At 68.0% G+C, this 13,937-nt stretch carries 15 protein-coding genes; 4 read left to right on the top strand and 11 right to left on the bottom strand.

Annotation, left to right across the window (positions count from 1 at the left end; genetic code table 11):
* Positions 1-110: 110 nt before the first annotated feature.
* On the top strand, positions 111-1,580 hold the full coding sequence (gene dnaA, locus GQR91_RS16155) for a chromosomal replication initiator protein DnaA (protein WP_235903823.1): 1,470 nt from the start codon (positions 111-113) through the stop codon (positions 1,578-1,580).
* Positions 1,581-1,822: 242 nt separating this feature from the next.
* Here dnaA and trpS read toward each other — a convergent pair whose 3' ends face one another.
* From trpS to secB, 3 genes are read right to left on the bottom strand one after another with little or no spacing between them, the layout of a single operon-like run.
* Positions 1,823-2,827 carry a tryptophan--tRNA ligase gene (gene trpS, locus GQR91_RS16150; protein WP_149680779.1) on the bottom strand — a complete coding sequence of 335 codons (1,005 nt, stop codon included), beginning with the start codon at positions 2,825-2,827 and terminating at the stop codon, positions 1,823-1,825.
* Positions 2,828-2,830: 3 nt separating this feature from the next.
* The gene (murJ, locus tag GQR91_RS16145) at positions 2,831-4,402 is read right to left on the bottom strand and encodes a murein biosynthesis integral membrane protein MurJ (protein ID WP_149680778.1); all 1,572 of its coding nucleotides are present in this window, start codon (positions 4,400-4,402) and stop codon (positions 2,831-2,833) included.
* A gap of 8 nt (positions 4,403-4,410) precedes the next feature.
* Positions 4,411-4,926 (bottom strand): protein-export chaperone SecB, encoded by a 516-nt coding sequence (gene secB / locus GQR91_RS16140; RefSeq protein ID WP_112380959.1) that lies wholly within the window; start codon positions 4,924-4,926, stop codon positions 4,411-4,413.
* A gap of 195 nt (positions 4,927-5,121) precedes the next feature.
* On the opposite strand from secB, the gene GQR91_RS16135 reads away from it, so the two are divergent.
* Genes GQR91_RS16135 through GQR91_RS16125 form a run of 3 tightly spaced genes read left to right on the top strand, consistent with a single transcriptional unit; the run spans position 5,122 to position 7,632 of the window.
* Positions 5,122-5,769 carry a Tim44/TimA family putative adaptor protein gene (locus GQR91_RS16135; RefSeq protein WP_149680777.1) on the top strand — a complete coding sequence of 216 codons (648 nt, stop codon included), beginning with the start codon at positions 5,122-5,124 and terminating at the stop codon, positions 5,767-5,769.
* The gene (gene mltA, locus GQR91_RS16130) at positions 5,766-7,091 is read left to right on the top strand and encodes a murein transglycosylase A (RefSeq protein WP_235903822.1); all 1,326 of its coding nucleotides are present in this window, start codon (positions 5,766-5,768) and stop codon (positions 7,089-7,091) included. The genes GQR91_RS16135 and mltA overlap by 4 nt, the downstream gene beginning before the upstream one ends.
* 25 nt (positions 7,092-7,116) lie before the next feature.
* Positions 7,117-7,632: a Smr/MutS family protein gene (locus GQR91_RS16125; protein ID WP_149681430.1), complete on the top strand. Its 516-nt coding sequence runs from the start codon at positions 7,117-7,119 to the stop codon at positions 7,630-7,632.
* Here the strand turns inward: GQR91_RS16125 and dapE are convergent.
* The 8 genes from dapE to rpmH form a co-directional block, all read right to left on the bottom strand.
* Positions 7,610-8,761, bottom strand: a complete 1,152-nt coding sequence (gene dapE / locus GQR91_RS16120; protein WP_149680776.1) for a succinyl-diaminopimelate desuccinylase — start codon at positions 8,759-8,761, stop codon at positions 7,610-7,612. The two genes, GQR91_RS16125 and dapE, sit on opposite strands and share 23 nt — an antisense overlap.
* On the bottom strand, positions 8,725-9,387 hold the full coding sequence (locus GQR91_RS16115) for a glutathione S-transferase family protein (RefSeq protein ID WP_149680775.1): 663 nt from the start codon (positions 9,385-9,387) through the stop codon (positions 8,725-8,727). The genes dapE and GQR91_RS16115 overlap by 37 nt, the downstream gene beginning before the upstream one ends.
* Before the next feature lie 32 nt (positions 9,388-9,419).
* Complete coding sequence (locus GQR91_RS16110; protein WP_149680774.1) at positions 9,420-10,742, bottom strand: M28 family peptidase; 1,323 nt, start codon at positions 10,740-10,742, stop codon at positions 9,420-9,422.
* A 107-nt stretch (positions 10,743-10,849) separates the two neighbouring features.
* Positions 10,850-11,506, bottom strand: coding sequence for a ribosome biogenesis GTP-binding protein YihA/YsxC (gene yihA / locus GQR91_RS16105; protein ID WP_112380955.1), 657 nt, complete (start codon positions 11,504-11,506; stop codon positions 10,850-10,852).
* Positions 11,503-13,206: a membrane protein insertase YidC gene (yidC, locus tag GQR91_RS16100; protein WP_149680773.1), complete on the bottom strand. Its 1,704-nt coding sequence runs from the start codon at positions 13,204-13,206 to the stop codon at positions 11,503-11,505. Before yidC ends, yihA begins: the two co-directional genes overlap by 4 nt.
* Before the next feature lie 18 nt (positions 13,207-13,224).
* A complete protein-coding gene (gene yidD, locus GQR91_RS16095; RefSeq protein WP_149680772.1) occupies positions 13,225-13,437 on the bottom strand; it encodes a membrane protein insertion efficiency factor YidD in 213 nt (70 codons plus the stop codon).
* 8 nt (positions 13,438-13,445) lie between these two features.
* Entirely contained in the window at positions 13,446-13,727 is a 282-nt protein-coding gene (rnpA, locus tag GQR91_RS16090; RefSeq protein ID WP_235903876.1) for a ribonuclease P protein component, read from the bottom strand.
* A 56-nt stretch (positions 13,728-13,783) separates the two neighbouring features.
* Positions 13,784-13,918, bottom strand: a complete 135-nt coding sequence (gene rpmH, locus GQR91_RS16085) for a 50S ribosomal protein L34 (protein ID WP_042490346.1) — start codon at positions 13,916-13,918, stop codon at positions 13,784-13,786.
* Positions 13,919-13,937: the final 19 nt, after the last annotated feature.

Below are 13,937 nucleotides of genomic sequence, written 5' to 3'. Positions count from 1 at the left end.
GAATGTGGGCAAGCCGGGCGACCTGTTGGTCGTCCAACGGGGGCTTTTGTCCTGTATCGATTTACACGGCCGGGCGCCTTTCGCGTGCCCGCCGGAGGTGGAGTGCGCGCGTGACGAATTGGCAAGCCTCGCAAGCGACGTCGGACCAGGCCCGGGCCTGGGCGCGCGTTCGCGCGAGCTTGCGCGAGTCGGCAGGCGCGCGGTTGTTCGACCAGTGGCTGAAGCCGATGGAGCTGATCGAGGGTGACGAGCCCGACACGGTCCGCCTGGCGCTGCCGTCCGCCTTCATGACCAACTGGGTGCGCAGCCATTATGCGGACCGGTTGCATCTGGAATTCAAGGCGGCGCTGCCGGGCCTGCGTGCAGTGGTGGTGGAAACGCGCATGCCGTCGCGCACCGCTGCCGTGCTGACCGCCAGCACGCCGGTGGCATCGGCGCCGCGCACCCTGACCCCGGAAAGCCCGCGACCGGCACCGACGCTGTTCGAGGCACCCGCACCGGTCGCCACTGCACCGGTCCCGGCCGCACCGGCGCCGGTGGTGACGATCACCACCGACCGGCCGCCGCTGGACCCGCGCCTCACCTTCGACCGGTTCGTGGTCGACGGATCGAACCGGGTCGCGTTCAACGCCGCCCTGGCGCTGGCCGAGCCGGGCGTGCCGCGTTTCAGCCCGCTTTTCCTTCATGGCGGCACCGGGCAGGGCAAGACCCACCTGATGCATGCGGTCGGTCATGCCTTTCAGGCGAACGAGCCGGGTGCGGCGGTGCTGTGCATGTCGGCCGAGCGATTCATGTTCGAGTTCGTCGCCTCGATGCGCGCCCGCGATACCTTTGCATTCAAGCAGCGGCTGCGCTCGGCCGACCTGCTGCTGATCGACGATCTGCAGTTCATCGCGGGCAAGGACGCGACGCAGGAAGAATTCTTCCACACGGTCAACGAGATCGTCAGCGCGGGCAAGCGGCTGGTGATTTCGGCGGATCGCTCGCCGCAATCGCTGGACGGGGTCGAGCCGCGCATCCTGAGCCGGTTGGGGGCAGGGCTGGTCGCCGACATCAAGGCGCCCGACCTGGTGCTGCGCCGCACGATCCTGGAGCGCAAGGTGCGCGACCTGCCGGCACAGACGATTCCGCCGGATGTGCTGGATCTGCTCGCCTCGCGCATTCACGCCAATATCCGGGAGCTGGAAGGTGCGCTGAACCGCGTCGTCGCCTATGCGCAGCTGACCGGCGACACGATTGACCTGGAGTTCGCCACCGCCACGCTGGGCGACATGCTGCGTCACACGCAGCGCCGCATCACCATCGACGAGATCCAGAAGCTGGTGAGCGCGCATTTCGAGTTGAAGCCGCTCGATCTGGTTTCCGCGCGTCGCAGCCGCGCCATCGCCCGACCGCGCCAGATCGCCATGTATCTGGCCAAGCGCCTGACGACGCGCTCGCTGCCGGAGATCGGGCGCAAGTTCGGCGGGCGTGATCACTCGACGGTGATCCATGCGGTCAAGAAGATCGAGCAGTTGCGCGATACCGATCGTGACATCGACAATGCGGTGCGCGTGCTGATGCGCGAGCTGGAAGGCTGATCCCTTCGCGGCGTCGCGTGACTTTTTAGTGCAGCATGTGATCGCAGGCGTGGATGAGGTTCACGCGAAGCCGCGAAGCCGCGAAGGGAATGTCGAGGCGATCGTCATGCGGCGGCGCAGAGGGCGCAAAGGCGTTGCGTCCGGGGCGATTACGGGGTTGGTTGCGGGCGCTGCTGCTGTGTCCTGATCGGGGCGCTGGCGCCGACAGGAATATGGGGTGGCAGGCAGCCACCCCTGAAAGGTCAGATTTGCAGGCCGACCGCGTCCTGTGCCGCCCGCAAGGTGGGGGCGGCGAGAGCGCGTGCCTTTTCGGCGCCTGCCTCAAGGGCCTGGGCTACGGCGGTACGGTCGTTCAGCAGGGCGACCATCCGGTCGCGGATGGGGCCGAGTGCGGCGATGGCGACATCGGCGAGGACCGGCTTGAACTGGCCGAAGCCTTTGCCCTGGTGTTCGGCCAGCACGTCGGCCGGAGTCGTGCCGGCAAGCGCGGCGTAGATCGTCACCAGATTGCGCGCCTCTGGACGGTCGGCCAGTTCGGCCATTGTGGCGGGCAGTTCGGTCGGGTCGGTCTTCGCCTTGCGCAGCTTTTGCGCGATCGCGTCGTCGCTGTCGGTCAGGTGGATGCGGCTGGCCTCGGACGGGTCGGACTTGGACATCTTGGCCGAACCGTCGCGCAGGGACATGATGCGCGGTGCCGCCTTGCTGACCAGCGGTTCGGGCAGCACGAACACCTCCGAGCCGAAATCGGTGTTGAACTTGGTCGCGATGTCGCGGGCGAGTTCGAGATGCTGCTTCTGATCCTCGCCGACGGGGACGTGGGTGGTGCGATAGACCAGCACGTCGGCCGCCATCAGCACGGGATAGGCGTAAAGGCCGATGCTGGCGCCTTCGCGGTTCTTGCCCGCCTTGTCCTTGAACTGCGTCATCCGGTTCAGCCAGCCGATGCGCGCCGTGCCGTTGAGGATCCAGGTGAGCTCGCTATGCGCGGGCACACGCGCCTGGTTGAAGAGGATGGAGCGGGCGGGATCGATGCCCGACGCGAGGAGCGCGGCCGCCATCTCGACCGTGTTGTTCGCCAGTTCCTTCGGGTCGATAGCGACGGTCAGCGCGTGAAGATCGGCGAGGAAGAACAGGCAGTCGTCGCCCTCCTTCATCGAATCCTGCATCGCCACCCACTGCTTGATCGCGCCCAGATAGTTGCCGAGGTGGAGATTGCCAGTGGGCTGGATGCCGGAGACGACGCGCATGACTTACCTTTTGATGAGCTTTCTGAGCTCCGCGACCCGGAACGCGCCGGTGGCGAAGCTGGCCGCGGCATAGACGAGGACGCCGGTGCCGACCAGTATGATGAGCGCGCCCCAGCGTTGAAGGCTGGACCCGGTGACATAGGGTTGGAAAAGGTCGTTCAGGAGCCACATGGTGGCGCCCATCAGGAGGGCGGCGACGATGAGGCGGGGAGTGCGGCGGCGGAGTTGCGGGTCGGCGACGAACTGTCTGCGGCGGGCAAGCGTGCGATAGAGCAGGGCGACGTTGACGGTGCTGGCGATTGCGGTGGCGAGGGGCGGGCCCATGTGGCCGAGGGGGCGGATGAAGGCGAGGTTGAGGCCGAGGTTCACCAGCATCGACCAAGTGGCGTAACGCACAGGCGTTTTCGTGTCCGACCGCGCATAATAGCCGGGCGTCAGCACCTTCACGAGAATGTAGGAAGGCAGGCCGATCGAGAAGGCCGCAAGGGCCTGGGCGGTGTAGAAGGTATCGGTCGCGTCGAACCTGCCATGCTGGAACAGCGCGGCGGTGATCGGCGCGCCGCAGACGATCAGCGCTACGGTGGCGGGCAGCGTCAGCAGCAGCGCGAGTTCCATGCCGCGGTTTTGCGTTTCCATCGCTTCGGCGTCGCGCCCGCTGCTCAGCAGACGCGAGATGGTGGGAAGCAGCACGGTGCCCAGACCGATGCCGATCAGGCCGAGCGGCAACTGGTTCAGCCGGTCCGCCGTGTAGATATAGGACACGGAGCCTTCGGGCAGCAGGCTGGCAGCAAGCGCGGTGGAGACGACTAGGTTGATCTGCACCGCACCGGCGCCTGCCGCGGCAGGGCCGATCAGCGCCAGAAGCCGCTTCACGTCCGGGTTGATCGTCGGCCGCTTCAGGCGAAGGCGGACGCCGGCGCTGCGACAGGCCCACCACAGCCAGGCGAACTGGACGATCCCGGCCACCGATACCGCGATCGCCTGGTTGCGCGCGGTGAACAGCGGTTCGTGGTCATGGAACGCGAGCAGGGCGACGATCAGCGTCAGGTTGAGCAGGATCGGCGCCGCGGCATTCACCCAGTAGCGGTTCAGCGAATTGAGAATGCCGCCGAGCAGCGAGACGAGGCTGATGAACAGCAGATAGGGAAAGGTCAGCCGGTTGAGCAGCACGATATAGTCGAACTGCGCCGGCGTGCCGCGTGCATAGCCGAACGTCTGTATCCAGGTGACGGGCCAGGCCAGCACCAGGATGATCGCGGTGAAAAGCAGGAGGATCGGCAGCAGGACGGACAGCGCATCCTCGGCAAAGGCGACGCCGCGGCGCAATCCGCTGCCCTTCTCCGCCGCTTCCCCTTCTGCCACCTTGCGGTTGAACATGGGGATGAAGGCGGCGGAAAAGGCACCCTCTGCAAAAAGGGCGCGGAACATGTTGGGCAGGCGGAACGCGATTAGAAATGCGTCGGAGGCGAAGCCCGCGCCCACGAAACGCAAGAACAGCGAATCGCGCAGAACCCCCAGCACCCGGCTGGCGAGCGTCAGCCCGCCGACCGAGCCCAGCGCCTTGGCAAGGTTCATTTATGGATTCAGGCGTGACCGGTTTCGGGCGTGTTCGGCTGCGCGGTGCCGGCATTGGCCTCGGCCTGCTGCATGTAGAGCTGCGCGAAGTCGATCGGCTCGAGGAGGAGCGGCGGGAAGCCGCCGTCACGCACGGCATCGGCCAGCACGCGGCGGGCGAACGGGAAGAGCAGGCGCGGCGCCTCGCCCAGCATGAAGGGCTGGATCTGGTCGGCGGGCACGTTGCGGAAGCCGAACAGGCCGGCATAGCTGAGGTCGACGATGAACGCGGTCTTGCCCTCGGCCTCGGCGCGAACCTCGATCTTCAGGACCAGCTCGTGCACTTCCTCGCCCACCTGCTGCGCGCCGATGTTGAACTGCACGTCGATGCCGGGCGCGGCCTGGTTCTGGTAGATGGCCGGCGCGTTCGGGTTCTCGAACGACAGGTCCTTGACGTATTGCGAGATCATGCCGGCGGCAGGGGCGGTATCCGCAGCGTCGCCGGCGGTCATGTCGAAGCCCTGCGGGGTGCCCAAATCGTCCATCGTCAATGTCCCATCATCAAGAAGGTGCAGGACCGATTGCACGCGTCATGCGTTCGGCCCGAGTGGCCGAGCGGTTAGCAGTGGCCTGAAGTGGTTTCAACGTTGCTTAACGTGGGCGTGGGTTCGAATCGCACCGGGTTTGAATTTGCGGGCATTGAACCTATGTTGAGGCGGTTATCGAAAGGCTCGCAAGCGTTGTTCTACGTCGTTCTTCTCGCGATGGTCGCCCTTTTCCTGGCCCTGCGGCTCTACAGCGTGCTGGGCAAGCGGACGGGGCATGAGCAGCAGCCGCTGGCACGCGGCGCCGATGACCGCGGCGTACCGGTGACGGTCGCCCGGCCGGTCGAGGTCAGCCTGGAAAAGCGCGAAATGCCGAACCGCAACATCGAGGGGCGGGCCGAGCAGGGCGTGCGCGCGGTGATCGCGGCGGAGCCCGGCTTCGATGTGGCGCAGTTCCTGAACGGGGCGCAGAGCGCGTATCGGATGACGCTCGAATCCTTCTGGAAGGGTGACGAGGAAGCATTGGCGACGCTGGCCGAGCCCGATGTGCAGGCGGTGTTCGCCGAGGCGATCGCAGCCCGCCGCGAATCGGGCGAAACGCTCGACAACCGGCTGGTTTCGATCGAGCGTGCGGTCATCACCGACGCCCAGGTGCAGGGCCGGGAGGCGCGGATCACGGTGCGGTTCGATGCCGACATCGCCGCGGTGACGCGCGACGCCAGCGGGCAGGTGGTTGCGGGGTCGCTGACCGATGCGGTCGAGACGCACGACGTCTGGACCTTCGCGCGGACGCTGAAGAGCAGCGATCCGAACTGGAAGCTTGCCGACACCGACGAAGCGTGAGCGCGTTTCGTTTCGCCGCGACGGCGGCGCTCGCTCTGGCGCTCTCCGCTTGCGCGGGTCGCATCGTCCCATCGGGCGGCCCGGCCGCGCCGGGTGAGCGGCCGACTGCGACTCGCCCCGGTCCGACACGCCCGTCCGCCGGCAAGGCGCCCGAGATCCGCGAACCGGGCCGCGTTGCCAGCGGTCCGGCGCGAATTGTACCGGCGACGCCGCTGCTGGCCGCGCCGTCGATTCCCAATCCTGCCGCCACAACGGCGGCGACCGCCGGGGTGCTGCCGGGGCCTGCCATCGCGACCCTGCCGATCACCGATGCACAGGCCGAGTCGGCGCGGGCGGCCTTTGCCCTGTCCTGTCCGGGGCTGATGCGGCGGGCCGACACGTCGGGGCTGACCCGGGGGGCGGACTGGGGCCCGGCCTGTGCCGCGGCGCGAAGCGGCGGGCGGGCGCGGGATTTCTTTGCACGCTATTTCGAAGCGGTGCAGGTGGGCGACGGCAAGGCTTTCGCCACCGGCTATTACGAGCCGGAAATCCTTGGCTCGCGCGAGCGACGCTCGGGATATGACGTGCCGATCTATGCCCGGCCGCGCGACCTGATCGATGTCGATCTCGGCCAGTTCTCGGACAGCCTGAAGGGGCGCAAGATCCGCGGCAAGGTCGCAGGCACGAATTTCGTGCCGTTCGACGACCGCACCGCGATCGAACAGGGATCGCTGGACGGACGGGCGCCGATCCTTGCCTGGGGCAAGGATGCGGTCGAGGTGTTCTTCCTCCAGATCCAGGGCTCCGGGCGGCTGCGCCTGCCCGACGGGTCGATCATGCGGATCGGATACGACACGCAGAACGGGCGGGATTATACCGGGATCGGGAGCCTGATGCGGCAGCGGGGGCTGTTGCAGCCGGGGCAGGCGTCGATGCAAGGGATCGTGCAGTGGCTGCACGACCATCCCGACGAGGGCCGCGCGCTGATGCGCGAGAACAAGAGTTTCGTGTTCTTCCGGGAACTTGACGGGCCGCCCCAGGGTGCGATGGGCTATGCCGTGACGGGCCAGGTGAGTGCCGCGGCCGATCCCAAATATGTGCCGCTGGGCGCGCCCGTGTTCCTGTCGATGGATCGACAGGACGTGACCGGATTGTGGGTGGCGCAGGATACCGGCGGGGCGATCAAGGGGTCGAACCGCTTCGACACCTTCTGGGGCGCGGGCGAGACGGCACGCAGCGTGGCGGGCGGCATGTCCGGGCGGGGCACGGCGTTCCTGCTGCTCCCCGTGGGCACGCTTGCGCGGTTGCAGGCAGGGGTGGGCGGTGCGGTCCCTCAATTCTGACGAGGCGCTGCTGTGGCAGCGGGTGATGGCGAGCGTGCGCCCGCTGCGCGCCGCCGTCGTGCCCGCGCGCCCGGCGCCGGTGCCGGTCGCCGCGGAAACCCTGCCGACGCCCGGTGCGCCCAAGGTGCGCGGGCGCGTGCCGCCGGTGCGCCAGCCGGCCGTCGCCCCGCCGCCCGTGCGCAAGGGGCCCGGCGAGACGCTGGACGGTGGCTGGGACAAGCGGCTGACCCGCGGCGCGGTGATCCCGGACAGCTCGATCGATCTGCACGGTCATACGCTGGCATCGGCGCATGCGATGCTCGACCGCGGACTGGAGCGCGCGATCGGGCGGGGCGACCGGCTGTTGCTGCTCGTCACCGGCAAGCCACCGCGGCCGGAAAGCGAACGCCCGCATGCGCGCGGTGCGATCCGGGCCGCCATCGCCGACTGGCTGGCGGGATCGCGCCATGCCGATCATATCGCGGCGGTGCGCGGCGCGCATCCCCGCCATGGCGGACAGGGCGCGCTCTATATCGTCATCAGGCGCCCGCGCGAGCGATGATCCCGGCATAGATGCGGGTGAGGGCGTGGAGATCGTCCACCGCCACCGCCTCGTCCACCTTGTGCATAGTCGCGTTGAGCAGGCCGAATTCGACCGTGGGGCAGAGTTTCGACAGGAAACGTGCGTCCGATGTACCGCCGGTGGTGGAAAGCTCGGGCCGCGAACCCGTCTCGTCCTCGATCGCATCGGATACCAGCGTGGAAAAGGCGCCGGGCTCGGTCAGGAACGCCTCGCCCGAGATGCGGCCGGTAACCTCGGCGCCGGGTGCGTGCGCGGCGGCGACGGCCGCGATGCGATCGATCAGCGACTGGCCGCTATGTTCGTCGTTGAAGCGGATCGAGAGGCGGGCCTGCGCGCTGCCGGGGATGATGTTGTGGGCGGGGTTGCCGACATGGAGGTCGGTGACCTCGATGTTGGAGGGCTGGAACCAGGCGTTGCCGGTGTCCAGGGTGATGGCGTCGATCGCGGAGAGGATGGCGATCAGGCGGGTGACAGGGTTGTCGGCAAGGTGGGGGTAGGCGACGTGGCCCTGTCGGCCGGGCACGGTGATCCAGATGTTGACCGAGCCGCGACGGCCGATCTTGACCATGTCGCCGAGGCGGGCGGCGGAGGTGGGTTCGCCGACGAGGCAGAGGTCGGGGCGCAGACCCCGCTCGCGCATGCGGTCGATCAGGGCGCGGGTGCCGTAGGTGGCGGGACCCTCCTCGTCGCCGGTGATGATGAGGCTGACGGGAATGGCGGCGGGCGCGGCGGCGCAGGCGGCGATGAAGGCGGCGACGGCACCCTTCATGTCGACCGCGCCGCGGCCGTAGAGCAGGCCGTCGCGGACCGCGCCGGAAAATGGACTGCCGGTCCAGCCCTCGCCGGCGGGGACGACATCGACATGGCCGGCGAAGGCGAGGTGCGGGCCGGTGCCGCCCCGCACCGCCAGCAGGTTTTCGACCGGGCCGTCCGGCGCCTCGCCGACCACGAACCGGTCGGCCGTGAAGCCGAGCGGGACCAGCGCGGTTTCCAGTATGTCGAACACGGCCCCTTGCGCCGGGGTGACGCTTTCGGTGCGGAGCAGGTCTTGCGCGAGGGTGAGGACGTCGATCACGGCGTCGGCTGCTCGAACCGTTCGATCAGCCATTCCTCTTCCTGCGCGGCGGCGATCCAGTCCTGCATGAACGGATGCTGGAGCACGGCGTCCATATAGCCGGCGGCGAAGCGGGCGATGGGAAGCTGGTAGGTGACGATCCGGGTGACGACGGGGGCGAACATGATGTCCGCGGCGCCAAAGCTGCCGAACAGGAAATCGCCATTGCCGCCGAAGCGGGCGCGCGCCTGCGCCCAAAGCTCCATGATGCGGGCGAGATCGACCAGCACGTCGTCATCGGGGCGGCGCGCCTCATAGACCTGACGGATGTTCATGCTGTGCTTGCGGCGCAGCGCGGTGAAGCTGGCGTGCATTTCCGCCGCCATCGAGCGCGCCATGGCGCGTGCGGCCTCGTCTGCCGGCCAGAAACGGTCACGGCCGACCTTGTCCGCGAGATAGTCGACGATGGCGAGGCTGTCCCAGACCACGGCGTCGCCGTCCCACAGGATCGGCACCTTGCCCGAGGAGGGGGCGAATTCCGCCCCCTCGCGCCTGGCGTCCCAGTCCGCGTCGTAGAGCGGCACGACCACCTCCTCGAAGGGAAGGCCGGACTGCTTGGCGGCGAGCCAGCCGCGCAGCGACCAGGACGAATAGGCCTTGTTGCCGATGATGAGCTTCATGCCACCGTGCCTAGCGGGGGTGGCGGCCGGGCTCAATCCGCCTTGGGGCGACCACCCGGCTTCCATGTCGGTGCCGCGTCGCTGTCGGCGAGATTGCGGATGGGGTCGACCAGCGCGGCGATCGCCTGCGTCATGAAGGGAAAGTCGATCGCCGCGATCGTGTCGGTCGGCTGGTGATAGGTCGGGACGACGGCCCAGCCGGACAGCGTGTGGGCGACGACGCCGCGCAGCGCGAGCGAATAGTTGTCGGAACGACGGAAGAAGTTCTGGTCCGGATAGGGATCGGGCGCGAGGCGCGCGCCGTGGGCGGCGAGGCGCTCGCCGAGGTCGGAGCGTTCGTAGCCGGTCATCATCAGCGCGCCCTTGGGCAGTTTCGGGTCCTGCGCGCCGATCATCTCGAACTCGATATTGGCGGCGATACGCTCGACGGGGACGGGCAGGTGGGTGCCGAAATATTTGGAGCCGAGCAGGCCCAGCTCCTCCGCGCCGAACGCACCGAACAGGATGCCGCGCTTCATCGGCTTGCCGGCGGCAAGCGTCCGGGCGAGTTCGAGAACCGCGACGGTGCCCGAGGCGTCGTCGTTCGCGCCGTGCATGATCGTGCCATCCTCGACTCCCAGATGGTCGAGATGGGCGGACAGCAGCAGGATGCCGGCGGCGGGATCGGTGCCAGGCAGATAGCCGATGGCGTTGGTGGTCTCCGTGCGTTCCTCGCGGAAAGGAAGGTCGAAGCGGATCGTCTGCCGGCCCGCCCGGCGCGCCAGATCGGCGAGGGTAGCCGGTGGCAGCATGGCGATGGTCAGGCCGGGGTCGGCATCGTCGGCCAGCCGGACCCCGAGGGGGCGGCCGACGGCCCAGGCCGGGCCGGGCTTGTCCGGCGCGGGGCCGATGATGAGCGATGCGCCCTTGTCGCGTGCAGCGCCGATGGCGGCCGCGAAATCGTCGGCGAGGCCGGTATAGATCACGATCGGTGTGCCGGTGCGGACGCGCGATGCGGTACGGGCGACCTGTGCGCGCCCGGTGACGGTGCCGCCGGGGGCGCGGCTCAGGGTCAGGCCGGCGATGGGCGCATCCCCCAGCGTCAGGCTGGGCGCGCCGGCGACGAAGCGGCGCAAGACGGGCGCCTTCTGGATATAGCCGGTCATGCCGGGCGGGGGTTTCAGGCCGTAAGCCTGGAACTGGGTGGCGACATAGGCGGCGGCGATCGCTTCGTCGCGCGTCGCGCTGCCGCGGCCGGCGAGTTCGTCACCGGCGAGGAAGGTCTCGTGGGCGCGGACCCAGTCGGCGCTGACCTGCTGGGCAGATAGAGGCGCGCAGGTGGCGAGTGCGAGTGCCGTGAGGCTGAGTTTCAGCATTATCTTCCCCCTTATGTCGTGGGGGCATGCTTATCGGGTTTTGCGGAGGTCGCCAGCCTATGCGTGAGGCTTTTGCCCTCTCCCCGCGGGGGAGAGGGTGCAGAGGATTAACCGATCGCTTCGAGGACGGCGGCGCGGAGTTCGGGGATGCCCATGCCACCCTCGCTGGAGGTGGCGAGGATGTCGGGGTGGGCGGCGGGGCGCTTGCGGGCCTCCGTCTCGGTCGCCTCGCGGACGGCGGCGAGGTCGGTCGCCTTGACCTTGTCGGCCTTGGTCAGGACGATGCGGTAGCTGACCGCCGCCTTGTCGAGCATTTCAAGGATTTCGCGATCAACGTCCTTGATGCCGTGGCGCGCGTCGATCAGCACCAGTGCGCGCTTCAGCGCCTGCCGCCCGCGCAGGAAGTCGTTCACCAGGAACCGCCACTGCTTGAGCATGTCCTTAGGCGCCTTGGCAAAGCCGTAGCCGGGCATGTCGACAAGGCGAAAGACCGGCGGCTGGCCGATGTCGAAGAAGTTCAACTCCTGCGTGCGGCCGGGCGTGTTCGAGGTGCGGGCCAGACCGTTGCGGTTGGTGAGTGCGTTGAGCAGCGACGACTTGCCGACGTTCGACCGGCCGGCGAACGCCACCTCGGGCACCACCGCATCGGGCAGGTGCTGAAGCGCGGGCGCCGATTTCAGAAAGGAGACGGGGCCGGCGAACAGCTTGCGTGCCGCCTCCACCGTCTCTTCGTCAAAGCTGCCCTGCGGGGCAAAGTCGGTCACTTCGTTGCCGCCTGGTTGAGCCCGGGATGACGGGCATAGAGCAAACGCTGTTGCAGGATCGAGATGCAGTTGGTGGTGATCCAGTAGACCTGCAGGCCGACCGCGAACGGCGCCATCACGAACATCAGCACCCAGGGCATGATCGCAAACACCTGCTTCTGCGTGTCGTCCATGGGGGCCGGGTTGAGGCGGAACTGGAAGAACATTGAGATGCCGAGCAGGATGGGCACGACGCCGATCGCGATGAAGTGGGGCGGTGTGAACGGGATCAGGCCGAACAGGTTCACCGGGGTCAGCGGATCGGGCGCGGACAGATCCTTGATCCAGGCGACAAAGGGCTGGTGACGCATTTCGATCGTCAGCATCAGCACCTTGTAGAGCGCGTAGAAGATCGGGATCTGGATCAGCGTCGGCAGACAGCCGGCGAGCGGATTGACCTTTTCCTGCTTGTAGAGCGCCATCACCTCCTGCTGGAGGCGGACCTTGTCGTCCTTGTAGCGTTCCTGCAACGCCTTCATCTTGGGCTGCACCGCGCGCATCGACGCCATGGAGGCGAACTGGCGCTGGGCGATCGGGAACATCAGCAGACGGATGGTGACCGTCAGCAGGATGATCGCGACGCCGAAGTTGCCGACCATGCGGAACAGCCAGTCGAGATAATAGAAGATCGGCTTTTCCAGGACGCGCAGCCAGCCCCAGTCGATCGCATAGTCGAGCTTCGTCACGCCCTGCTTGTCGGTATAGCGGTCGAGCAGGCGAACTTCCTTGGCGCCGGCGAAGAAGCGCGAGGTCTGGGTAATGGCCTGACCCGGCGCGACGCTGCGCGGGGCCACGGCATAATCGGCCTGATAGGTCTTGCCCGCGCCGGCGCGGAACTGGCCGTCGAACTGCGCCGCCTGATCGGGGATCAGCGCGGTCAGCCAGTATTTGTCGGTGAAGCCGAGCCAGCCGCCCTTGGTGGAGAAACGCTGCGGGCCTTCGTCCACATCCGAGAAGTCGGGCTTGTAGTTTGCAGCGCCGTTGTTGACCGACATCGGGCCGGTGTGGATCGTCCAGCTGTCCGGGTCCTTCGACACGCCCGAGCGGTTGACGAGGCCATAGGCGGCGACGGGCACCGGGGCGTTGCCGGCATTGGCGACCGTCTGGCGGACGGTGAACATGTAGCCGTCGTCGACCGCGATCTGGATCTGGAAGCGCTGGCCGGTCGCGTTGGCGGCGGTGAGGGTGACCGGCTGGCCGGGGCGCAGCACGGGGGCGGAGGCGGTCCACACCGCATCGGCGGCGGGCGGGCTCAGTCCCTCGCTGCGCCAGCCAAAGCCGGCGAAATAGGCGTCCGGCGCACCGGCCGGCGACAACAGGCGGATGGGGGCCGAGTTTTTGGCGACCGTTTCCTTGTAGTCGATCAGCACCAGGTCATCGATGCGCGGCCCGCGCAGGTTGATCGATCCGCGCATCTGCGGCGTCTCGATCGCGATGCGCGGGGTTTCGCGAAGCACCACCTGACGCTCGCGGATCGCCGAGGGGGCGTCGGCGGTCGGGTCCGCGCCCGGCTGGGGCAGGGGCCTGGACTTGCCGTCCACGATCTTGGTGGCGGGTGGATTGGCGGTGGGGAAGAACTTGCCCTGGATCAGCGGCCAGCCGAACAGGATCAGCGCCGCGATCACCGCGAACAGGACGAAATTCTTGCGATCATCATTCACGATAGATGCCCCATATCATCAGGGAACCGGATCGGGCCCACACCCGCCCCAGGGATGGCAGCGCGCGATCCGCTTGAGCGCCAGCCAACCCCCCTTGGCTGCGCCATAGCGGGAGAGCGCCTCAATTGCATAGGCCGAACAGCTTGGCTGGAAACGGCAGGTGGGCGGCAGGATGACCGATGGGCCAAGCTGCCACCCGCGGGCGATGAGGATGAGGAGGCGGGCTATCACGCGCTCTGTCACGCGTCCTGGCACGCCCGGCGTGCCCGCCCCAGCGCCTTGACCAGCTCGGCGGTCAGCGCCTGATAGTCGCGCTCGATCCCGCCGCTGCGGCCGATCAGCACATGATCCGCGCCGGGCAGACCGTGCGCGGGCAACAGGTCGCGCGCGAGGGCACGCAACCGGCGCTTCATCCGGTTGCGTACCACGGCGTTGCCGATCTTCTTGGTGACGGTGAAGCCGACGCGCATGCCGGCCTCGCCATCATGGCGCGGGCGCAGCTGGAGCACGAAGCCCGGCATCGCCACGCGCCGCCCGCCATTGGCCGCGAGGAAATCGCGGCGGCGGGTAAGCGTGGTTACGCCGACAGCTTCTTGCGGCCGCGTGCACGACGCGCGCGGATCACTGCACGGCCGCCCGGCGTCGCCATCCGCGAGCGGAAGCCGTGACGACGTGCGCGCACCAGGTTGCTCGGCTGAAAGGTCCGCTTCATGGTTCATTCCTTGAGTACG

This window comes from Sphingomonas carotinifaciens (genome assembly GCF_009789535.1).
GTDB lineage: Bacteria > Pseudomonadota > Alphaproteobacteria > Sphingomonadales > Sphingomonadaceae > Sphingomonas > Sphingomonas carotinifaciens.
Note: the sequence above shows the minus strand (reverse complement) of the source record. Positions and strands in the feature narration are given on the sequence as shown.

Bases quoted from the DNA above. Each gene is read 5' to 3' on its own strand.
- trpS (WP_149680779.1), bottom strand. From the start codon at position 2,827: ATGCGCGTCGTCTCCGGCATCCAGCCCACTGGCAATCTCCACCTCGGC.
- murJ (WP_149680778.1), bottom strand. From the start codon at position 4,402: ATGAACCTTGCCAAGGCGCTGGGCTCGGTCGGCGGGCTGACGCTCGCC.
- secB (WP_112380959.1), bottom strand. From the start codon at position 4,926: ATGGACGATTTGGGCACCCCGCAGGGCTTCGACATGACCGCCGGCGAC.
- GQR91_RS16125 (WP_149681430.1), top strand. From the start codon at position 7,117: ATGGCGAGCGTGCGCCCGCTGCGCGCCGCCGTCGTGCCCGCGCGCCCG.
- dapE (WP_149680776.1), bottom strand. From the start codon at position 8,761: ATGGCTGATCGAACGGTTCGAGCAGCCGACGCCGTGATCGACGTCCTC.
- GQR91_RS16115 (WP_149680775.1), bottom strand. From the start codon at position 9,387: ATGAAGCTCATCATCGGCAACAAGGCCTATTCGTCCTGGTCGCTGCGC.
- GQR91_RS16110 (WP_149680774.1), bottom strand. From the start codon at position 10,742: ATGCTGAAACTCAGCCTCACGGCACTCGCACTCGCCACCTGCGCGCCT.
- rnpA (WP_235903876.1), bottom strand. From the start codon at position 13,727: ATGCCGGGCTTCGTGCTCCAGCTGCGCCCGCGCCATGATGGCGAGGCC.
- rpmH (WP_042490346.1), bottom strand. From the start codon at position 13,918: ATGAAGCGGACCTTTCAGCCGAGCAACCTGGTGCGCGCACGTCGTCAC.